General features: G+C 67.5%; 17 protein-coding genes. 9 read left to right on the forward strand and 8 right to left on the reverse strand.

The window, feature by feature from the left end; genetic code table 11:
* A partial coding sequence (locus tag ACWDUA_RS20810) for a DUF222 domain-containing protein (protein WP_449752909.1) occupies positions 1-696 on the forward strand: 696 nt, incomplete at its 5' end.
* A 769-nt stretch (positions 697-1,465) separates the two neighbouring features.
* On the opposite strand, the gene ACWDUA_RS20815 is transcribed toward ACWDUA_RS20810, so the two are convergent.
* The 3 genes from ACWDUA_RS20815 to ACWDUA_RS20825 form a co-directional block, all read right to left on the reverse strand.
* Entirely contained in the window at positions 1,466-2,602 is a 1,137-nt protein-coding gene (locus ACWDUA_RS20815) for a thiolase family protein (protein ID WP_449752910.1), read from the reverse strand.
* Between the two features lie 312 nt (positions 2,603-2,914).
* On the reverse strand, positions 2,915-5,029 hold the full coding sequence (locus ACWDUA_RS20820; protein WP_449752911.1) for an NAD(+) synthase: 2,115 nt from the start codon (positions 5,027-5,029) through the stop codon (positions 2,915-2,917).
* Between the two features lie 63 nt (positions 5,030-5,092).
* Positions 5,093-6,496, reverse strand: coding sequence for a WS/DGAT/MGAT family O-acyltransferase (locus tag ACWDUA_RS20825; RefSeq protein WP_449752912.1), 1,404 nt, complete (start codon positions 6,494-6,496; stop codon positions 5,093-5,095).
* A 170-nt stretch (positions 6,497-6,666) separates the two neighbouring features.
* Between ACWDUA_RS20825 and ACWDUA_RS20830 the strand changes: the two genes are divergently transcribed.
* From ACWDUA_RS20830 to ACWDUA_RS20855, 6 genes are all read left to right on the forward strand, one after another.
* Positions 6,667-7,200 carry a nuclear transport factor 2 family protein gene (locus tag ACWDUA_RS20830; RefSeq protein ID WP_449752913.1) on the forward strand — a complete coding sequence of 178 codons (534 nt, stop codon included), beginning with the start codon at positions 6,667-6,669 and terminating at the stop codon, positions 7,198-7,200.
* A 207-nt stretch (positions 7,201-7,407) separates the two neighbouring features.
* Entirely contained in the window at positions 7,408-8,400 is a 993-nt protein-coding gene (locus ACWDUA_RS20835) for an acyl-ACP desaturase (protein WP_449752914.1), read from the forward strand.
* 59 nt (positions 8,401-8,459) lie between these two features.
* Positions 8,460-9,620: a tRNA dihydrouridine synthase DusB gene (gene dusB / locus ACWDUA_RS20840; RefSeq protein WP_449752970.1), complete on the forward strand. Its 1,161-nt coding sequence runs from the start codon at positions 8,460-8,462 to the stop codon at positions 9,618-9,620.
* A gap of 182 nt (positions 9,621-9,802) precedes the next feature.
* The gene (locus ACWDUA_RS20845; protein ID WP_449752915.1) at positions 9,803-12,208 is read left to right on the forward strand and encodes an LCP family glycopolymer transferase; all 2,406 of its coding nucleotides are present in this window, start codon (positions 9,803-9,805) and stop codon (positions 12,206-12,208) included.
* Positions 12,209-12,331: 123 nt separating this feature from the next.
* Positions 12,332-12,988 carry a phosphate signaling complex protein PhoU gene (gene phoU / locus ACWDUA_RS20850; RefSeq protein WP_449752916.1) on the forward strand — a complete coding sequence of 219 codons (657 nt, stop codon included), beginning with the start codon at positions 12,332-12,334 and terminating at the stop codon, positions 12,986-12,988.
* Positions 12,989-13,081: 93 nt separating this feature from the next.
* Positions 13,082-13,228, forward strand: coding sequence for a hypothetical protein (locus ACWDUA_RS20855; protein WP_449752917.1), 147 nt, complete (start codon positions 13,082-13,084; stop codon positions 13,226-13,228).
* 100 nt (positions 13,229-13,328) lie between these two features.
* Here ACWDUA_RS20855 and pstB read toward each other — a convergent pair whose 3' ends face one another.
* The 4 genes from pstB to pstS all read right to left on the reverse strand — a co-directional run bounded on the left by pstB (position 13,329) and on the right by pstS (position 17,286).
* Positions 13,329-14,105, reverse strand: a complete 777-nt coding sequence (pstB, locus tag ACWDUA_RS20860; RefSeq protein ID WP_449752918.1) for a phosphate ABC transporter ATP-binding protein PstB — start codon at positions 14,103-14,105, stop codon at positions 13,329-13,331.
* Between the two features lie 54 nt (positions 14,106-14,159).
* Positions 14,160-15,056, reverse strand: coding sequence for a phosphate ABC transporter permease PstA (pstA, locus tag ACWDUA_RS20865; protein ID WP_449752919.1), 897 nt, complete (start codon positions 15,054-15,056; stop codon positions 14,160-14,162).
* 4 nt (positions 15,057-15,060) lie between these two features.
* Positions 15,061-16,080 carry a phosphate ABC transporter permease subunit PstC gene (gene pstC / locus ACWDUA_RS20870; RefSeq protein ID WP_449752920.1) on the reverse strand — a complete coding sequence of 340 codons (1,020 nt, stop codon included), beginning with the start codon at positions 16,078-16,080 and terminating at the stop codon, positions 15,061-15,063.
* Between the two features lie 135 nt (positions 16,081-16,215).
* Entirely contained in the window at positions 16,216-17,286 is a 1,071-nt protein-coding gene (pstS, locus tag ACWDUA_RS20875) for a phosphate ABC transporter substrate-binding protein PstS (RefSeq protein ID WP_449752921.1), read from the reverse strand.
* Positions 17,287-17,481: 195 nt separating this feature from the next.
* Between pstS and ACWDUA_RS20880 the strand changes: the two genes are divergently transcribed.
* Complete coding sequence (locus tag ACWDUA_RS20880) at positions 17,482-18,792, forward strand: hypothetical protein (RefSeq protein ID WP_449752922.1); 1,311 nt, start codon at positions 17,482-17,484, stop codon at positions 18,790-18,792.
* A complete protein-coding gene (locus ACWDUA_RS20885; protein ID WP_449752923.1) occupies positions 18,789-19,982 on the forward strand; it encodes a 4-hydroxybenzoate 3-monooxygenase in 1,194 nt (397 codons plus the stop codon). Before ACWDUA_RS20880 ends, ACWDUA_RS20885 begins: the two co-directional genes overlap by 4 nt.
* Here the strand turns inward: ACWDUA_RS20885 and ACWDUA_RS20890 are convergent.
* Positions 19,954-20,745, reverse strand: coding sequence for an arylamine N-acetyltransferase family protein (locus ACWDUA_RS20890; protein ID WP_449752924.1), 792 nt, complete (start codon positions 20,743-20,745; stop codon positions 19,954-19,956). The two genes, ACWDUA_RS20885 and ACWDUA_RS20890, sit on opposite strands and share 29 nt — an antisense overlap.
* Positions 20,746-20,788 lie beyond the last annotated feature (43 nt).

The following is a 20,788-nucleotide window of genomic DNA, read 5'->3' on the forward strand; positions in this document are numbered from 1 at the left end:
GGGCGCACCGATGATGGACGGGTATCGGTGTCCGGTTCACTGGATGTTGTTGTCGGGGAGAAGTTGGCGACGGCGATCGAGAAACTCTCGGCACCGGTTCCGCAACCGGATGGTTCGACAGACCCCCGCGAAGCGCCACGACGTCGCGCTGACGCCTTGGAGATGGTCGTGGATATGGCCGCCGGTGCCGGGGAACGGTCGGTCACCGCCCTACCCGCAGCACTGATCACCCTGTCGGTACCCGCCGATACACCAAACAAAACCGAGTTGGCGTTCGGCGGGTCCATCACCCGCAACACCCTCCTCGAAACGACGTGTGACGGTGTCGTCGTCATGACCATCGTCGACGGCGAACGGGTTCCGTTGGATATGGCGCGGTCGAAACGGTTGTTCACCGCCGGCCAGCGGCGCGCCCTGTTCGAGCGGGATCGGTGTTGCATCAAGTGTGGTGCCCCGGCATCACGCACCCAGGCCCATCACATCGCGCATTGGTCGGATGGTGGTGCCACCGACCTCGCCAACGGCTGCCTGTTGTGCACCTCGTGTCATGCCGACGTCCACCACAACGGATGGGATGTCTATATGGGACCCGACTCCCATCCGTGGCTGATCCCACCGGAGACGGTCGATCCACGGCGACGCCCGATCCCTGCGTATAACCGGCGGTTCGCTGATGAACTACCGAACGCCGCTTGAGCTGTCTGTTGTGACCTGACCCTCATCCGTGTCTGAGACTTGCACCCGACGGTGTCGGGACCGCGTCGGTACCTTGAGAATTCCATAGTTGACGAGTGTCGGGACCTCCGCCGGTTGCGCCGGCGAGCTCAGCCGGCGGAGGTTTCGACACGACTTGTCGCTGCGCTCCTCGTCGGCTCAACCACCAACGGCCGGTTGCTGATTGAGCCGGGACCGAGCGGAGCGAGGACCCGAGTCGAAATCTCCGCAGCGTACGTCGGGTGGTGACCGCCTCCGGGGTGGTGACGTTGACGAGTTCGGCCGACAGAGGTTTCGACACGACTTGTCGCTACGCTCCTCGTCGACTCAACCACCAACCGCCTCTTGCTGATTGAGCCGGGACCGAGCGGAGCGAGGACCCGTGTCGAAATCTCCGAGCCTACGTCGGGTGCGTGACCACCTCCAGGGTGGTTACGTTGGCGAGTTCGGCCGACAGAGGTTTCGACACGACTTGTCGCTGCGCTCCTCGTCGGCTCAACCACCAACCGCCTCTTGCTGATTGAGCGGGGCCGAGCATCGCGAGGACCCGAGTCGAAATCTCCGCAGCGTACGTTGGGTGGTGACCGCCTCCGGGGTGGTGACGTTGGCGAGTTCGGCCGGCAGAGGTTTCGACACGACTTGTCGCTACGCTCCTCGTCGGCTCAACCACCAACCGCCTCTTGCTGATTGAGCCGGGACCGAGCGGAGCGAGGACCCGAGTCGAAATCACCGCAGACCACCGAATCCGACGTCAGTCGACCAACTCGAAGATCGTGGCATTGGCCATGCCGCCGGCCTCACACATGGTCTGCAGGCCGTAACGGATTCCGTTGTCGCGCAGATGATGGATCAGGCGCGTGGCCAGGATTGCGCCGGAACCCCCCAGCGGATGGCCGACAGCGATCGCACCACCGAGCGGATTCAGTGCCTTGTCGGCCGCACCGGTCTCGATCTGCCAGGCCAGCGGCACCGGCGCGAAGGCCTCGTTGACCTCGAACGCACCGATCTCGTCGATCGACAGTCCCGACCTCGCCAATGCCTTCGCGGTGGCCGGGATCGGGCCGGTCAACATGATGACCGGGTCATCGGCGGCGACGACGGTGGTGTGCACCCTGGCGATCGGGGTGAGGCCATGCGCCGCAGCCGTCTCACCCGACATCACCAGGAGCGCTCCGGCACCGTCGGAGATCTGGGATGCGTTACCCGCGTGGATCACCCCGTTCTCGTCGAAGACGGTCTTGAGCTTCCCCAGCGATTCGAGGGTGCCACCACGACGAATACCCTCGTCGCCCTCGAGGACCCCGGGCAGTGCAGCGAGCTGACCGTCGAACGCACCGGCATCGGCGGCCGCGGCCGCGAGCTCATGCGAGCGCAGCGAATACTCGTCCACCCGCCGGCGGTCCAGATTCCAACGGCGGGCCACCATCTCGGCACCGGTTCCCTGGCTGAAGCGATCCACACCGAAGCGCTCGAGTACCGTCGCCGGCTGGCTCTCACCGTTCGGGGCGGCACTGCCCATCGGAACCCGACTCATCGACTCCACGCCACCGGCGACGACGATGTCGAGCTGACCGGAAGCCACCGCCGCAGCGGCCATCGCCAGCGCCTGCTGACTGGATCCGCAGGCGCGGGTCACCGTGGTGCCCGGAACGCTCTGCGGCCACCCCGCGGCGAGTACGGCGGTGCGGGCGATGTTGCCCGCCTGCTCACCGTTCTGGCTCACGCATCCCCACATCACGTCGTCGATCACCGCCGGATCGACTCCGGTGCGTGCGGCCAGCGCCTCGAGCACATGCGCCGACAGATCGGCGGGATGGATTCCGGACAGCGCGCCGTTACGGCGTCCGATCGGGGTGCGGACAGCGTCCACGATCACTGCGTCTGTCATCTCACGACTTCCTCGGGTGCGTAGGTGTTCTCGGTGCCTTCGGGCGGTGCGTCGCCACTGCCATCGAATCGACCACGAGGCGTCGGTGATCTCAAGGAGGTTCGCGCTCATGCAGACATAGCCGCGACCTATACTGCCCGGTGATGCGGTGACACATTGCCTGTCCCTAAGGCACCGTTAGCCGAACAGCGGTACCAGACGCAGGCCGGTCACCGACAAATGCCTGCAGTCCCACTTCGGTACCAGCAGGGTGGTGAAGCGATCATCGGAGAGGAAAGAGGACCTCGGCCGGTTCTCAACCCCGGCAGGTTCTCACTCCATGGTGCGCAACTGATCCAGCCACACGCGCGCCGACGCATCCGACGGCGAACGCCAGTCACCGCGCGGCGACAACGAACCACCGGAACCGATCTTGGGTCCGTTGGGCATCGCGGTGCGCTTGAACTGGTTACCCATGAACCGCTTGAGGAACACCCCCAGCCAGTGCTCGATGGTGTCGTCGTCGTAGCTGTTGCGGGACTCGACGGGTTCGGAATCCCAGGGCAGCCCCCGCGATTGCGGCCCCCAGGTCTGCTGCGCCAGGTAGGCGATCTTGCTCGGCCGATTGCCGTAGCGGGTCAGATGGTAGAGGAAGAAGTCGTGTAGCTCGTACGGCCCGACGGTGTCCTCGGTGGACTGGATGGCCCCGTCCTCCCCCGGCGGGATCAGTTCCGGACTGATCACGTCCTCGAGGATCTCGACCAGCGCCGCGGTGGTCTCCGGTGCATAGGTCCCGGCCGAGATCATCCATCGGATCTGATGCTGGACAAGGGTTTTGGGAACCGATGAGTTGACATTGTAGTGCGACATCTGGTCGCCGACACCGTAGGTGCACCATCCGAGCGCCAGCTCCGACAGGTCACCGGTGCCCAGCACGATCCCGCCGTGATGATTGGCCAGTCGGAACAGGTGCGAGGTGCGTTCACCGGCCTGCACGTTCTCGAAGGTCACGTCGAAGACCTTCTCACCCCGCGAATACGGGTGATCGAGGTCGGCGAGCATCTGCTCGCACGACGGCCGGATGTCGAGTTCGGTTCCGCTCACCCCGAGCGAGTCCATCAGCACGTGGGCGCGGGCCAGGGTCGCACCACCGGTGGCGAATCCCGGCATGGTGTAGGCCAGGATGTTGGTACGCGGCAGGCCGAGTCGGTCGAAGGTGTCCACCGCGACCAGCAGTGCGAGAGTGGAGTCCAGGCCCCCCGACACCCCGATGACGATCTTGTCGATGCCGGTGGACCGCAACCGGGCGGCAAGACCCTGCACCTGGATGTGGCCGACCTCGGCACATCGCTCGTCGCGGTCGGCGATCCCGCTGGGCACGAACGGGAACCGGGGCACCATCCGACGCAGGGCGTCGGCACGCCCGAACCCGGGTTCCCCGGTGTCGGTGGTGGTAGCCACATCGGCCTGGGTGGTATCGACGACGGCGGCACCGGCGACGGCGACCGCAGCATCGCGCCCGTCGAAGGTGAACTCGATGCGGCGCAACGACTTCAGCTCGTCGGAGTGATCACCGGCCTGATCACGCAGGCTGATCATCCGCATCCGCTCCTGCCGGAGCCGGTCGAGGTCGACGTCGGCGGTGATGATCTGGGAGTCCATCGCGAATCGTTCGCTGCGGGCGAGCAGCGAGCCGTTCTCGGTGATCAGCGCATCGCCGTCCCACGCGAGATCGGTGGTGGACTCGCCGAAGCCGGCGGCGACGTAGAGATGCGCGGCGACGCACCGTGCGGAATGGCTGCTGGACAGCGACAGTCGGTAGGCTTCCTTGCCCACCGTGACCGGGCTGCCGGACAGGTTGGCCAGCACCGTGGCCCCGCCCAATGCGGCCGGCACACTCGGCGGGATCGGCACCCACCCGTCCTCGCAGACCTCGAGGTGCAACACGAATCCGGGCAGGTCCGCAGCGGTGAACAGCAGGTCCGGGCCGAACGGGACCCGTTGTCCCAGAACCACACAGGTGTCCACGGTGGCGTCGCGCGCAGCGGCAAAGTACCGCTGCTCGTAGAACTCGCGGTAGTTCGGCAGATACGACTTGGGCACCACGCCGAGGATCGCACCGTCCTGGATCAGGACGGCCGTGTTGAACAGCCCGTCACCCACCACCAACGGCAGCCCGACCGCCACCAGCGACCGGATTCCACGGCCGGCCTCGAGCACCGTGGCGAGCGCCTCGAGACAGCCGTCGAGCAGTGCGTCCTGCTGGACGAGATCGTCGATGCTGTAGCCGCACAGGCCCAGTTCCGGGAAGACGATGAGCGCCGAGCCGTCATCGGCGGCCCGCCGCATCAGCTCGATCGTCGCCTCTGCGTTGGCACGCGGATCGGCGATGCGTACGACGGGTACGGCACCGCCGACCCGCACGAATCCATGGTCGTAGACAGACACGGGTCAAAGCCTAGTGCCCGCGGCGCGCGACGCCGTCACCCACGCGACGAGACGACCACACGCTCAGTCGTCGCACGCCTCGATCAGTTCCTTGAGCTGACGGTCGAAGGCGGCGGCGATCTCCTCGACGTCGGGTACCTCGTCCGGGCAGGTCAGGATGCCCACATTGAGGTGACCGTCCACCGAGAACACGGTGATGTTGAGTGCGAGCCCGTGGAAGATCGGGCCCAGCGGATAGATCGCCGCGATCCGGGCGCCGCAGAAGTACAGCGGGAAGTCCGGGCCGGCCACGTTGGACACGGTCACGTTGTAGACCGGCGGATGGTTCATCGACAGTTTCCGGTCGCCGTAGAACTTCATCAGCGTCGACAACGTCATCCCGGGCGCGAACTGCGCCCACGCCCGCAGGATGTTCGGGTCGATGTCGGCATGGTGTTCCTTGGCACGACGGGACAGCTCACCGGCCTGTTCCAATCGCTCGACCGGATCGGCGATGTCCGACGGGAGTTCGGTGAACATGCCGGTCACCTTGTTGGTGCCGTTGACCACCAGCCCGCTCTCGTCGGCGCCGTGCACCGACACCGGGACGAGTGCGACGAGCGGCCGGTCGGGCAGATCCTCGTGGTTGTCGAGGTAGTCGCGTAGCGCACCACCGACCATCGCGAGCACGACGTCGTTGATCTTGACGCCGAACCGGTTCTTCACCCGTTTGACGTCGGCGAGCGAGAGCTGGGTGGTCGCGATCGCCCGATGCGGGGAGATCGGACCGTTGAACACGGTGCGCGGCGCGGCGAACGGCACCGGCATGCTGGTCTTCGAACGAGAGCGCCGCAGCCACTCGAACGGCACCGCGGCGGTCGTCGGGAGCAGCCTGGCCATCGAGATCGGCCGCTGCACGAAGTAGTTGACCGCACCCCGCAGCACCATCGCGGTGCGGTTCGACCCGCCCGCGGTCTGCATCAGCCGGTCGGGGTCGGGATCGGGCTCATCGGGACTGAGGGTGCACAGCTGGGCGAGGACGTCGGCGGTGGTCACGCCGTCGACGCCGGCGTGGTGCATCCGCAGCATCGCGGCGATCCGGCCGTCGGCGCTGCCCTCGATGATCCACAGTTCCCACAGCGGTTTGCCGCGGTCGAGCGTCTGCCCGGCCAGATGGCCGCACAGTTCGGCGAGTTCCGCCTTGCCGCCCGGCGCGGGTAGTGCGACCCGGTGCACATGCCGTTCGATGTCGAAGTCGTCGTCCTCGATCCACACGGGGTGGTCGATGTTCAGTGCGGAGTTGTCGAGTTTGCGACGCAGCATCGGCATCCCGGCCACCCGGTGCGCGATCTGCGTCCGCATCCGCACGAACGAGTACCCGCCCGGCATGGTGGACGTGTCGAGTTCCATGATCCCGACCACATGCATCAACTGTGATCTGGTCTCCAGGTACAGAAATGACGCATCCAGGCCACTCAGCCGCTGCATCTTGCCACCTCGGTTCTCCTCACCCGTGGGTGTCACCCCGACCCACCCGGGGCCGGCACCGCGCCCACCCCGTTGTCCATTCTGCTCTCCACCCGGCCGGCTGTGCCGTCAGATCGCCGGAGAATTCACGATCGGCCACGGCGATCGCCGCCGCCCCCTAACGTGGACACGTGTCCACCACCTTCCCGGCGACCGAACTCCACGAAGCCTTCGCCGCCTTCCAGAAGGCGGTCGGCGAGATCGGCGACACCCGCGACTGGGACCGCTTCGCCGAGCTGTTCACCCCGGACGCCGAGTACATCGAGCACGCCCTGGGCACCATGCACGGCCGCGAGGAGATCCGGGAGTGGATCTGGCGCACCATGACCACCTTCCCGGGGAGCCACATGACCGGGTTCCCGGCGTTGTGGCACGTCGTCGACGCCCCCACCGGCCGCGTGATCTGTGAGGTGGACAACCCGATGTGCGATCCCGGAGACGGAACCCACATCACCGCGACGAACATCACCATCCTCACCTACGCAGGTGACGGCCTCTGGTCGTGCGAGGAGGACGTCTACAACCCGATGGAGTTCGGGCGCGCCGCGATGCGGTGGTGCGAAAAGGCCGCCGACCTGGGTACCCTCGACGACGACGCAGCTCGATGGATGCGCCGGATCGGCCCGGCTTTCGCCTCCCGCCGACCGGCTGCGGATCGACTGTGAGAAGTCGGCTGGATGTGGACGGGGCCCCATCCACCGGCGCACGATGGTGGCCGGCCCGACCGACGTAACGTCGACGGGCCAGGTTACGACTGCGTAGGTACGGGCTTGGGTTGATCTCCGAAGTGCCGTAACCTTGACCACTGATCATTTGACGTGCGGTCTGCCGACGACCGGCTTTCACGCACGAACACCGTTCGGAGGAAATCAATGGCACGTGAACTGACACAGCTGGAGCTCCTGCAGGAACTCGCTCCGGTTGCCGAGGAGAACGTGAACCGGCACCTCAAGATCGCCCGCGACTGGAACCCGCACGACTACGTGCCCTGGGACGAGGGCCGCAACTTCGCCGCACTCGGCGGCGACGACTGGGACCCCGAGCAGTCCCGTCTCGGCGAGGTCGCCAAGGCTGCGATGATCACCAACCTGCTCACCGAGGACAACCTGCCCTCGTACCACCGCGTGATCGCCGACAACTTCTCGATGGACTCCGCGTGGGGCCACTGGGTCGGTCGCTGGACCGCCGAGGAGAACCGCCATGGCATCGTCATGCGCGACTACCTCGTGGTGACCCGCGGCGTGGACCCGGTCGCCCTCGAAGAGGCCCGCATGATCCACATGACCAACGGCTACGATCCGATGCTCGCCGCCGCGGGCCGCGCCGACGAGCTCGAGGAGCACGCCGACGAACTCGGCCTCCTGCACTCGGTCGCCTACGTCACCTTCCAGGAGCTGGCCACCCGCGTCAGCCACCGCAATACCGGCAAGGCGTGCAACGACCCGATCGCCGACAAGATGCTGCAGCGCATCGCGGCCGACGAGAATCTGCACATGATCTTCTACCGCAACATCTGTGGTGCCGGCATGGACATCTCCCCGGACCAGACGCTGCGCGCGGTCACCGACATCGTCACCAACTTCCAGATGCCCGGCGCAGGAATGCCCAACTTCCGCCGCAACGGCGTGCTGATGGCCAAGCACGGCATCTACGACCTGCGTCAGCACCTCGAAGAGGTCATCCAGCCGGTCCTGCGCAAGTGGAACGTCTTCGAGCGCGAGGACTTCACCGCCGAGGGCGAGAAGACCCGCGAGGAGCTCGCCGCCTTCCTCGAACAGCTGGAGAAGGACACCGTCCGCTTCGAGGAGATGCGCGACCGTTCGCTCGCCCGCGAGGCCAAGAAGCGGGAGCAGCAGGCATCCTGAGCACCACAGCACCCCTGACCGCGCCGGCGCCCTCGAGTTCTGACGAGGGCGCCGGTGCGCTGTCGTCCGCCGGGCGACGCGCACCGCTGCGGATCGGGTCGATCGAACTGGCCAGTCCGGTGGTCCTGGCCCCGATGGCCGGCGTCACCAACGTGGCCTTCCGCACCCTGTGTCGTGAGCTCGAGCTCGCCCGGACAGGCACGGTGTCGGGGCTGTATGTCTGCGAGATGGTCACCGCCCGGGCGCTCGTCGAGCGCCATCCGGTGACGATGCACATGACCGCATTCGGCCCGGACGAGAACCCGCGGTCGATGCAGCTCTACACCGTCGACCCGCGCTACACCTACGAGGCCGCGAAGATGATCGTCGACGAGGATCTCGCCGACCACATCGACATGAACTTCGGCTGCCCGGTGCCCAAGGTGACCCGCAAGGGCGGCGGTTCGGCGATCCCCTACAAGCGCACCCTGTTCCGCAAGATCGTCGCCGCGGCGGTGCGGGCCACCGAGGGCACCGACATCCCGGTGACCGTGAAGTTCCGGATCGGTATCGACGACGAGCACCGCACCCACCTCGACGCCGGCCGGATCGCCGCCGAAGAGGGAGCGAAATCCGTTGCGCTACATGCCCGTACCGCGTCGCAGCGCTATTCCGGCGAGGCCGACTGGGATGAGATCGCCCGACTCAAGGAGCATGTGACCGACGTCCCGGTCCTCGGCAACGGTGACATCTTCGAGCCGGCCGACGCGGTCCGGATGATGGCGCGGACCGGCTGCGACGGTGTGGTGATCGGCCGCGGCTGCCTCGGACGTCCATGGCTGTTCGCCGAGCTCGCCGCCGAGCTGGGCGGTCTGCCCGCGCCGGCCGCACCGAACCTCGGCGAGGTGTCGAACATCATCATCCGGCACGCCGAGCTGCTCGCCGACCACCACGGCGAGGACAAGGGTTGCCGGGAGATCCGCAAGCACGTCGCGTGGTACCTCCGCGGGTTCCCGGCGGGATCAGATCTGCGCTCCCGCCTGTCGCTGGTCAAGACCCTCGACGAGCTGCGCGAACTCTTGTCGTCGCTGCCCGCCGACGCCCCGTTCCCCGAGGACGGGCACGGACCTCGTGGCCGGCAGGGCACCCCGGCGAAGGTCGCACTGCCCGAGGGATGGCTCGACGACCCGTACGAGGACGTCGTCCCCGAGGGCGCCGAAGTGATGCACTCGGGCGGCTGATCGGCGCAGGCCGGAGGCCGGTCGGGCCTCCGGCGGCTTCGGCGACCGTCGTGGCCGCCGGGCGATCAGTATGATGACGCGGGGCCCTTGCCACGGCAGGGGCCGTCATCGTGAGGTGCCGCAGCGTTTCTCCCCGACGCAGCGGAAGCACACGCCGGCAGAGGGAATGAGGATCTTTCACAGTGAGTCGTTGGACGCCGAAACCGCGCCGCCGCGGATCGGGTGATGCCGCGGGCGACGACGCCCGCGCCGCCCGCCGCGAGCACTCCCGGGGCGGCTCCGACGATGCGTCGACGTATGCCGCCCCGCCGACCGGCGAGATGCCTGCCGCCGACCGCCTGCGCGAACCACGCTCGGCCGACCGTTTCGTCCGCGGCCGGACCCGGCTGACCGTACGCGAGCTGATGGAGCAGATGAACGCGGCCGAGCCCCCGGCTGCTCCGTCCGTACCGGACGACTCCCCCACACAGGCGATCCCCACCACCCGTGGCCGCCGCAGCCGGCCGCGGCCCACCCGGATCCCGCCGATCCAGACCCCCCCGATCCAGACCCCACCGATCCAGACCCCGCCGCCGCAGGCACCCCGCCCCCAGGGTTCCGCACCCGTCGACGACCTCAGCCGCTTCGGCCGGCAGGTACCCGCGGGCAACGATGTCACCCAGAAGATCCCTCCGGTGGACCCCGGCACCGATCCCGGCGTGGACCTGTCCGATCGGGCGACCACCCGCCGCGTGATCGAGGAGTCCCGGGCGCAGGGCAGCCATGTCGCGCCGGCGGGCACCCCCGCCCCGGACGCCGCGGATGCCCACACCCCGCCATCCCAGACCCCGGACACGACGGATCCCGACGACGTGCCGACCGGATTCGTCCCGGTCCCGGCCGGCGTTTCCCCTACCGGCGTTTCCCCTACCGGTGTTCCGTCCGCGGATGTCTCACCCACGGATGTCTCACCCACCGAGGGCTCCCCCACGGGGTCGGTCGCCGAACCCGAACCACTGCAGCGCACCCCCGACCTCACCGAGATCGCCCGCGGCCGGCCCCGACGTGTGGCCGCACGCCCGGGCGACCGGTCGCTGGCCCGGTCGGCCACGATCACCGGACGCATCCTGGTGTCGGTGGCCTGCATCCTCGCCCTCGTCGGCACCGGCTTCGTCTGGGGTTTCCTCAAGTCGACGAACGGCAATTGGCACACGATCATGGCCGTCGACCCGGACGACACCAACATCCGCAACAAAGATGCGCAGTACGGCGACGAGAACTACCTCATCGTCGGCACCGACACCCGTGCGGGCAACAACTCCAAGGTCGGTGCGGGCACCACCGCCGACGCCGAAGGCGCCCGCTCGGACACCGTGATCCTGGTGAACATCCCCGCCGATCGCAGCCGCGTCGTGGCCGTGTCGTTCCCCCGTGACCTACAGGTCGACCGGCCCGAATGCCAGCAGTGGGACAATGCCAACGGCGCCTACGGCGCGACCATGCCCGCCGAGACCAACGTCAAGCTGAACAGCGTCTACGCGTTCGGCGGCCCGCAGTGTCTGGTGCGGGTCATCACCCAGATGAGCGGCCTGAACATCAACCACTTCATCGCGATGGACTTCTACGGCTTCGAGAAGGTCGTCAACGCGGTCGGCGGTGTCGAGGTGTGCTCGACCGTCCCGATCTACGACTACGAACTCGGCACCATCCTGAAGAAGCCCGGCACACAGAAACTGACCGGACGACGCGCCCTGAACTACGTCCGGGCGCGCACGGTGTCCACCGAGGGCAACGGCGACTACGGCCGCATCAAACGCCAGCAACTGTTCATGTCGTCGCTCCTGCGCGCCACGTTGTCGGGAAATGTCCTGTCCAGCCCGGCCAAGCTGAACTCGATCATCAACACGTTCATCGAGTACAGCTACGTCGACAATGTCGACACCAACTCGTTGCTCAAACTCGCCGAGTCGATGCAGGGCATCGACGCCGGCCGCGTCACGTTCCTCACCATCCCCACCTCGGGGACGTCCACCGACGGTGAGAACAACGAGATCCCGCGCACCGACGACGTCGACGCGATCTTCAACGCGATCATCGACGACCAGCCGTTGCCGGGTGAGCAACAGCGCAAGACGTCGACGACGTCGTCGACCGGCGCCACCCCGCCGACCGTGACCGCCACCACCCCGAGCCGGGCGTCGGCCACCGCGCAGAACCCGGGCAACGTGGGTGTGCGGGTGCTCAACGGCACCGGGCGCACCGGCGCCGCCAGTGAGGTGTCCGACCAGCTCAGCGCCCAGGGATTCGACGTCCGCGGTGTGGCCGACGCCTCGGAGAACCGCACCGACACGGTCATCCGCTACGGCGTCGGCGAGTTGGATTCGGCGGCGACCCTGGCCGAGATGTTCCCGGGTGCTGCCGTCCAACTCGACCGCACGGTGAGGTCCGGTGTCGAGGTGATCCTCGGCAGCAACTTCGACGGATCGGTGGGGTCGGTACCCTCGGTGGGCACCACCCTCTCGGTCGAGCAGTTGCCGCAGGCGTCCAACAGTGGCAGTCTCCCCAATGACCTCGCCGTCACCAACGCCGGGGACACCACCTGCTCCTGACCATCGAACGGCCAGGTCGGAGGCGGGTCGGGAAGCGCTGTCCCGGACTCGACGGCGAGCGTTCACGGTGTGTTCACCACTCGGGCGGTCAGGTTGTTTCCCCGATGGCAGTAACCTTGGGTTATGCGCACCGCTTATCAGGAACAGCTGCACTCACTCAACGTGATTCTCGGTGAGATGTGCGAGCTTGCCGGCTCGGCGATGTCCCGTGCCACCCGGTCATTACTGCAGGCCGATCTCGCGATCGCCGAGGAAGTGATCTCCGACAACGAGCGAATGAACGATCTGACCGGACGGGCCGAGGAGCAGGCCTTCGGCCTGCTGGCCCTGCAGGCGCCCGTCGCGGGTGATCTGCGCGGGGTGGTGAGTGCCCTGCAGATCGTCGCCGACGTCGATCGGATGGGAGCCCTGGCGCTGCACGTCGCGAAGGTCGCCCGCCGCCGTCATCCCGCCAAGGCCCTCCCCGAGGAGGTCGCCGGCTACTTCGCCGAGATGGGTCGCCTTGCGGTCCAACTCGCCGAGAACGCCCGCGAGGCCCTCGACACCCAGGACCCCGCCTCGGCGATCCGCCTCGAAGAGGATGACGACGCGATGGACGACCTCCACCGTCACCTCTTCACCGTGCTGATGGACCGCGACTGGAAGCATGGGGTGGCCGCCGCGGTCGACATCACGCTCCTCGGCCGCTACTACGAGCGCTTCGCCGACCACGCCGTGCTGATCGGCCGACGGGTGGTCTTCCAGGCCACCGGCAAGACTCCCGAGCAGCTCAACGCCTGATCCAGGTCACACACTTCACCCCACTGACGGCTTCGCCCCACCGGACCACCATGGACGTGCATCCGGCAGGGCGGAGCCGTTAGTGTTACCGACATGGGCGTCCACTATCCGAGCGAACCGGATTTCAATGCCGAGGCCGACGATGAACCGTCGCACCCGCACGCACGTCAGATCATCATCTACACCGGCGCTATCGCGTCGCTGTTGGCGCTCCTGGTGATCCTGTATCTCAACATGTGAGCCGTCCCGGTCCACCCCCCTCTCACACGACGAACGCCCCGGCCGCTTGTGGCGACCGGGGCGTTCGTCGTGCAGGGACCGGGTGGACCCGGTGTGTCGCTCAGCCGAAGCGGCCCGAGATGTAGTCCTCGGTCTCCTTCTTGGTCGGATTGGAGAACATGGTCTCGGTGTCGTTGATCTCCACGAGCTGGCCGGGCTGGCCGACGGCCTCGAGATTGAAGAACGCGGTCTGGTCGCTGACACGGGCGGCCTGCTGCATGTTGTGGGTCACGATGACGATCGTGTATTCCTTCTTGAGCTCGCCCATCAGGTCCTCGATGGCCAGGGTCGAGATCGGGTCGAGCGCCGAGCAGGGCTCGTCCATCAGGAGCACATCGGGCGAGACCGCGATCGCGCGGGCGATGCACAGTCGCTGCTGCTGACCACCGGAGAGCCCGCCACCGGGCTTGTCCAGACGGTCCTTGACCTCGTCCCACAGGTTGGCGCCACGCAGGCTGCGCTCGGCCACCTCGTCGAGCTGGGATCTGTTGCGCACACCCTGCAGCTTGAGACCGGCGACGACGTTGTCACGGATCGACATGGTCGGGAACGGGTTGGGGCGCTGGAACACCATGCCGATGGTCGCCCGCACGCTCACCGGGTCGACCCCCTTGCCGTAGACGTCCTCACCGTCGAGCAGCACCGTTCCGGTGGCGTAGGCACCCGGGGTGACCTCGTGCATCCGGTTCAGGGTGCGCAGCACCGTCGACTTGCCACAGCCCGACGGACCGATGAAGGCGGTGATGCAGCGCGGCGGGACCTCCAGGCTGACCTCCTTCACCGCATGGAAGTTGCCGTAGTAGATGTTCAGGTTCTTGATGTCGAGTCGCTTGGCCATGGGAGCTCGTGAAGTCCGTTCTGGGAAGATCTGGTTCGGGAAGTGTCGGTGCGGCTAGCCGCGTGGTCCGGTGAACCGGCTGACCACCTTGGCGCCGAAGTACACGATCGCCACCAGGATCACCAGGGTCAGCGCACCGCCCCAGACCTGGTCGAAGGCACCGGGGCCGTTGTTGTACTGCTGCACCATCATCAGTGGCAGCGACTGCTGGTTGCCCGCGAACGGATCCCAGTTCATCGCCCGGGTCGCGCCGACGAGGATCAGCACCGGGGCCGACTCACCCATGACGCGGGCGATCGCCAGCATGACACCGGTGATGATGCCCGACATCGCGGTGGGCAGCACGATCCGTGCGATGGTCTTCCACTTGGGGATACCCAGCGCGTAGGAGGCCTCTCTCAGGTCCTGCGGAACGATCTTGAGCATCTCCTCGGTGGAGCGAACGACCAGCGGGACCATCAGCAGGACCAGTGCGATCGCGACGAGGAAGCCCATCCGTGGAAGACCCAGGGTGGTCCGCCAGACCGCGTAGACGAACAATGCGGCGACGATCGACGGGACACCGGAGAGGATGTCGACCATGAAGGTGGTGAACCGCGCGAGGAAGGACTTGCCGTTGCTGTACTCCACCAGGTAGATCGCGACGAAGATACCCAGTGGGATCGAGATCACCGCGGCCAGCGCGGTCTGCACGATGGTGCCGACGATGGCGTTGGCGGCACCACCCTTGCGCTCGGGCAGCGTCCACCAATCGACGTCGAGGATGGGGCCGATGCCGCGGGCGACGAGTGTCACGACGAGCCAGATCAGCGGGACGAGGGCGACGACCAGGGCCAACACCACCAGCACCGACACACCCTTGTCGGTGACCCGGCGCCGCAGCGACATCGGGGTGAAGCCGGGCGGCCGGCGCTTGACGGGATCGTGTGCTTGATCGGTGGTCAGGGTCATGTCACTACTTCTTTCCGGCGACCACCGCGCGTGCCGCGGCGTTGACGATGAAGGTCAGGACGAAGAGGGTGAGGCCGGCCGAGATGTAGGCACCGGTCTTGGCCGGCGAGTCGAACTCGGCAGCGTTGTTGGCGATCTTCGTGGCGAAGGTCTCCCCGCTCTCCATCAGGTTGAAGTTCATCGGGCCCACCGTGGAGATGATCAGCAGCAGCGCCATGGTCTCGCCGAGTGCGCGACCGAGGCCGAGCATCGCGCCGGAGATGTAGCCGGAGAAGCCGAACGGCAGCACCGCGATCTTGACGACCTCGAACTTGGTGGCGCCGAGTGCCAGGGCCGCCTCGCGGTGGCCGACCGGGGTCTGGGTGAACACCTCGCGGGTGACGGCGGTGATGATCGGCAGGATCATGACGGCCAGGACGATACCGCCGGTGAGCAGGGTGCCACCGGTGGACATGTTGGCCACCTGCGACGGTTCCTGAAAGAACGGCAACCAGCCGACGTTGTCGACCAGCCAGTTGTTGATCGGCACCAGGGCGGGGCCGAGCACGAGGATGCCCCAGAGGCCGTAGACGATCGAGGGCACCGCGGCCAGCAGGTCGACGGTATAGGAGATCGGTCCGACAAGACGTTTGGGTGCGTATTCGGTGAGGAAGATCGAGATTCCCAGGGCCACCGGCATGGCCAGCAGCAGCGCGATGACCGACACCACGACCGTGGCGTAGAACAGCTGCGGGATACCGAACTTCAGGGTGTCGCCGCTGGTCTCCCACGGACCGGTGTAGGTGAAGAAGTTCTCGGAGTTCTTGGCCAGCGACGGGATCGCCTGTGCGAGCAGGAACACCGCGATCAGGAAGATCACCAGGGAGACCACGAACCCCGAACCGACCGCGAGGGTCCGGAACACCTGGTCACCCATCCGGTGGTGCACGCTGCGATTCAGGGTCGCTCGGTCGTCGTCAGGCGGAGGCGGGCTCTGTGCGGGATCCCCACCTCGGGTCACCCCACCCTTGTCCAGCGTGGTCATGTGTTCCTCTGTTGGTTGTGCCTTGGTCATCAGATGCGCCCGTTCATCTTCTTCGCAGGTGACGATCGTCGTGGTCGGTCCAGCCGGTGGCCGGCGACCCGTACAGGTCGCCGACCACCGGCTGGACGTCACACATCAGGACCCGGTCAGCGCGTCGACGGTGCCCTGCAGGGTGTTCTTGTAGGCGGTCGGCAGCGGGACGTATCCGAGGTCTGCCAGGCCGTCCTGCCCCTGGTTGAGGATCGTGGTGAACGCATCCTTCAACGTGGTGCTGACGGCGCTGTCACTGTATCCGGTCGAGCAGACGATCTCGTAGGTCGTCAGCAGCAGCGGGTAGGCGCCCGGGGTCTTCGACGCGAACAGCGCCGGGGTGTCGACCACGAGGTTCTTGCTGCCCGGGTTGGTGAACTTCACGGCGTCGAGCGCCGCGCCGGCCGACTCCGAGGTCAGCTTGACCGGTCCGGCACCGAAGTCGATCGCCGCGACACCGAGGTTGTTCTCGGTGGCGAAGCCCCACTCGACGTAGGTGACCGCACCGGCGGTCTTCTTGACGGTGTCGCCGACACCGGTCGACTTCGAGGCGGCCGAACCGCCGGTGCCCTTGAACTCCTTGCCGGTGCCCTTGGTCCACGCCTGCGGGGCAGCCGCGGTCAGGAACTTCTGGAAGTTGTCCGTGGTGCCCGACGAGTCGCTCCGGTGGACCGGGACGATGGCCAGATCCGGCAGGGTCTTGCCCGGGTTGAGGGCGGCGATCTCCGGAGCATTCCACTTGGTGATCTGCGAATCGAAGATCCCGGCGAGAACGGTCGGGTTGAGGTTCAGGTCCTCGACACCGGGCACGTTGTAGGCGACCGCGACCGGGCCGGCGACCAGCGGGATGTGCCAGGCGTCGTTGCCCGAGCAGCGCTCCTTGGCCTTGACGGCCTCCTCGTCGGAGAGCGGCGAGTCGGAACCGGCGAAGTCGACGTCGCCGGCGATGAACTTCTTGACTCCGTCACCGGAGCCGCTGCCGGTGTAGTCGAGGACGATGTTGCCGTTGTTCGTCAGGACATCGGCGAAGTGCTGCATGGCCTTCTGCTGTGCGGTCGAGCCCTCACCGCTGATGGTTCCACCGCTGTCGCCGCCGCTGTCGCCACATGCAGCGATCAGCGAGACAGCCGCAACTGCCGCCGCGGCCGACAGAGCACCCTTCCGGTTGATGTTCACGCGAGTGTCGCCCTTTCAGTTCATTCGAGTCGGGACAGCACAACGCTGTCCGCAACGACCGAATCGACGCTAGGTCGACGCGATGGCCGACCCCACTACCCCGGGTGAACCGGAGATGAATTGGGGGTTGACGATCGGCGATGCCGCCTCGTCACGGCCGATTAGGTAAGCCTTGCTAAACTCGCAACGAGAATCATGGCGAGAGAACAGAGCGGACACACCGCACCAGAGCGCGTGCGCAGCACCGTGGTCGACCGGCACCACAGCCGGTTGCGCTCGGCCTTCGTCCTGGGTCCGGTGGACGTCCCGACCGTCGGGCAGGCACGCGACCGATTGCGCGCCATGGCCGACGCCGGACCCCATACCCGGGTCGGACTGACCCCCCGTGCCGACCGTCGGACCTGGGCACACGACCACACCGCCGCCTCCATCGCGGTGATCTCCGCCACCGACCCCGGCGACGACCCGCTGCACCTGCTCGACGCCGTCCGCACCGACGGCGACGAACCGCTACGGGTGGCGTTCGGCGGTGACCACGTGGCCGTCGACTTCGACCACGGACTCGGCGACGCCGGACTCCTGCACACCGTCTTCGACGTCATGCTCGGCGTCACCGATCCCGCCGATCCTGTGTCCTGGCAACGTTTTCGGCACCGTGTCCCACCCCTGGCCATGGCCGCAGCGCGGGTCGGTGCCGACCCGCGACGGTTGATCGCACTCGCCCGACTGCTCCGCACACAGCCCGAACCACCGACACCGGGCGAGCCCGTCCGGGACACGACCCGACCGCCTCTGGTCACCCTCGCCGCCCGCCCCCGTGGGATGGGCGCCGCCGTCGACGCGGCCACCCTCACCGCGGTCCGCGCGGCGCGGGACGCGACCCTGCCGGGCGTGAGCCTCTACACCCTGACCACACTCGCCCTCGTCGACGCCCTCACCGAGGCCGATGTTCGTCTCGCCCCCACCGTCACCGCCCCCTTCGACGCCCGGGTCTACCTGCCCCGGTCCTGGGACACTCTCGCGAATTTCTCCGCAGGCCTGGCCTTTCCGGTTCCGGCGGGCAGCGACCCCATGGCCTTTCACGACGCCTTGCGGACCGCGGCACAGATCGGGCGGCCGGTGGCCAACCTCCTCGCCACCACCCTCAAGGCACGTCGCGCGGGAGCCTCGGCGGCACACGGCGCGGGTCCGATCCCGGGCACCGGCACCACCGACCTCCTGCACTCCAGCGTCGGCCATGTCCCGCGCGCGGCCCGGTGGCGCTGGCTCGACGACGAGCGCGCCCAGGTGCTCGCCGTCGCCGATCCACCCCACCGGGCGGGCCTGACGGTCACCTCGGCCCTGGTCGGCGGCCGCATGTGCCTCGGTGCCGCCTTCCACACCGAACACCTTGCCGCCGAGACCGTCTCACGAGCGCTCGGCCGTGTTCCCGATCATCTGCTGCGACTGTCCGGAGCATGTCCCGGACCGACCACCCACAACCCCCCAGGAGGTACCGGCGAATGATCCGCTGCCAGGTCGCGATCATCGGAGCGGGGCCGGCCGGCCTGACCCTCGCCCAGATGCTCGCCCTTCAGGGCATCGACACCGTCGTGATCGAGGCACGATCCGAGGAGTACGTGCGCGCCAGGGTTCGTGCCGGCGTGATCGAGAACTCGACCGTCGACGTCCTCACCGAGCTCGGCGTGGCCGATCGGCTACATCGGGAAGCACTGGTACACAACGGTTTCTACCTGCGCTTCGATCGGACCACCCACCATCTCGACTTCCACCGGTTCGATGGGCGGCACGCCTACGTCTACGGCCAGGCGCAGATCGTCGCCGACCTCGTCGACGCCCGCAGGGCCGCAGGCCTGCCGCTGGTGTTCGGGGCAACGGACGTCGCGATCGACGGCATCGACACGGCGACCCCGGAGGTGTCCTACACCGCCGACGGACGCCGGGAGCGGATCGTCGCCGACATCGTCGCGGGTTGTGATGGTTTTCACGGGATCTCGCGCACGCTGCTGCCCGGTGACGTCCGGACCCTGGAACGGGTGTATCCGTTCGCGTGGCTCGGCATCCTCGCGCACACCACCCCGGTGACCGAGGAGGGCATGTACTGCGCGCACACCGACGGGCTGTCGGTGCACAGCATGCGCGGCGAGCACATCACCCGGCAGTACCTGCAGGTCCCCGCCGACACCGACCTCGCCGAGTGGCCGGACGAGCGGATCTGGGCAGAACTCGAGCACCGCAGCGCCTCCGACGACCACCCGGCGCTCGAGACCGGCGAGATCTTCGACCGGAGCCTGGCCCCACTGCGGAGTGTCGTCACCGAACGGATGCAGACCGGGTCGCTGTTCCTCCTCGGCGACGCCGCACACATCGTCCCGCCCACCGGCGCAAAGGGATTGAACCTCGCCGTGTCGGATGCCTGCGTCCTGTCGCACGCCCTGGGGCAGTTCTACCGCAGCGGCGACCGGTCGTGGCTGGAGTCGTACACCGACACCGCCCTCCCGCGGATCTGGGCGGCCCAGAACTTCTCCTGGACCCTCACCTCGATCCTGCACCGCTTCACCGACGACCCGTTCGACGAGGGCCTGCGTCGTGCGCGGCTGCGCCGCTGGACGTCCTCCGACGCCGAGCAGCAGGCTCTCGGTGAGGTCTACCTCGGACTACCGTTCCCTACCCCGTGGCGGCCGGAACGAGGCTGAGCCCCTCGAATCGGGCCGCGGCCAGCGGTATCCCGCCGATCCCGAGCCCGATCACGCGCGTCAGGACCTCCCGCGCCCCGGCGAGGTCGAGTTCCGAGCCGTGCCGCCCCGCGTCATCGGTCACCACCAGTCGGTAGACACCCGGGGATTCGGCACCGATGAGCGTCCACCGCGCGCCGTCGACGACGAGCGTGCAGATCAGGGACCGGGTGAACCGCGACCGCGGCGAGGTGCTGTGCCACCAGGCCATCGCCTCGAACTCGACGAGCTCACGGCAGTGGTCCTCGACGACGTAGGCGGCCGCGCCGACCTCCACCCGGCGGTCCGACCCGGACGTGAGATCGATCCGGCGCCAGACCATCTCGCCACCGAAGCCGACGTCGACCAGCAACGGCGTTGCGTCGTCGGACACGATCAGAGCCATGTGGCCCAGTGGCGGGCCGAACCGGTCCCCCGCGTCGACCCGGCCACCGATCGCCCGGGCGTCGACGCCCAGGGCCTGCAGGGCGAGCAGCAGCAACCCGTTGAGTTCGTAGCAGCACCCGCCGCGTCGGCCGTACAGCAGGCGGGAGATGATCTGTTCGGGGTCGACCTCGTACGGAATCCCGAGGTGCACATCGAGATTCTCGAACGGGAAGACGGCGTGATGGGCGGTGGCGATCCGCCGGACCTCATCCGGCCCCACGCGCTCCGGGTGGTCCACCCCGATCCGTGCGAGGTAGTCGGAGAGCGGGAACGGGGCAGGGCTGTCGGTGTCGACCACAGGAGAAGGATAGGCTACCCTGATTCACTTGGTCCAGCCCGTT

This window comes from Gordonia sp. NPDC003376 (genome assembly GCF_053589235.1).

What these genes read in the sequence shown, in the direction of transcription:
- ACWDUA_RS20855 (WP_449752917.1), top strand. Translation starts at nt 13,082, where the DNA reads ATGGGCGTCCACTATCCGAGCGAACCGGATTTCAATGCCGAGGCCGAC.
- ACWDUA_RS20885 (WP_449752923.1), top strand. Translation starts at nt 18,789, where the DNA reads ATGATCCGCTGCCAGGTCGCGATCATCGGAGCGGGGCCGGCCGGCCTG.
- pstB (WP_449752918.1), bottom strand. Translation starts at nt 14,105, where the DNA reads ATGGCCAAGCGACTCGACATCAAGAACCTGAACATCTACTACGGCAAC.
- ACWDUA_RS20825 (WP_449752912.1), bottom strand. Translation starts at nt 6,496, where the DNA reads ATGCAGCGGCTGAGTGGCCTGGATGCGTCATTTCTGTACCTGGAGACC.
- phoU (WP_449752916.1), top strand. Translation starts at nt 12,332, where the DNA reads ATGCGCACCGCTTATCAGGAACAGCTGCACTCACTCAACGTGATTCTC.
- pstA (WP_449752919.1), bottom strand. Translation starts at nt 15,056, where the DNA reads ATGACCCTGACCACCGATCAAGCACACGATCCCGTCAAGCGCCGGCCG.
- ACWDUA_RS20880 (WP_449752922.1), top strand. Translation starts at nt 17,482, where the DNA reads ATGGCGAGAGAACAGAGCGGACACACCGCACCAGAGCGCGTGCGCAGC.
- pstC (WP_449752920.1), bottom strand. Translation starts at nt 16,080, where the DNA reads ATGACCACGCTGGACAAGGGTGGGGTGACCCGAGGTGGGGATCCCGCA.
- ACWDUA_RS20815 (WP_449752910.1), bottom strand. Translation starts at nt 2,602, where the DNA reads ATGACAGACGCAGTGATCGTGGACGCTGTCCGCACCCCGATCGGACGC.
- ACWDUA_RS20835 (WP_449752914.1), top strand. Translation starts at nt 7,408, where the DNA reads ATGGCACGTGAACTGACACAGCTGGAGCTCCTGCAGGAACTCGCTCCG.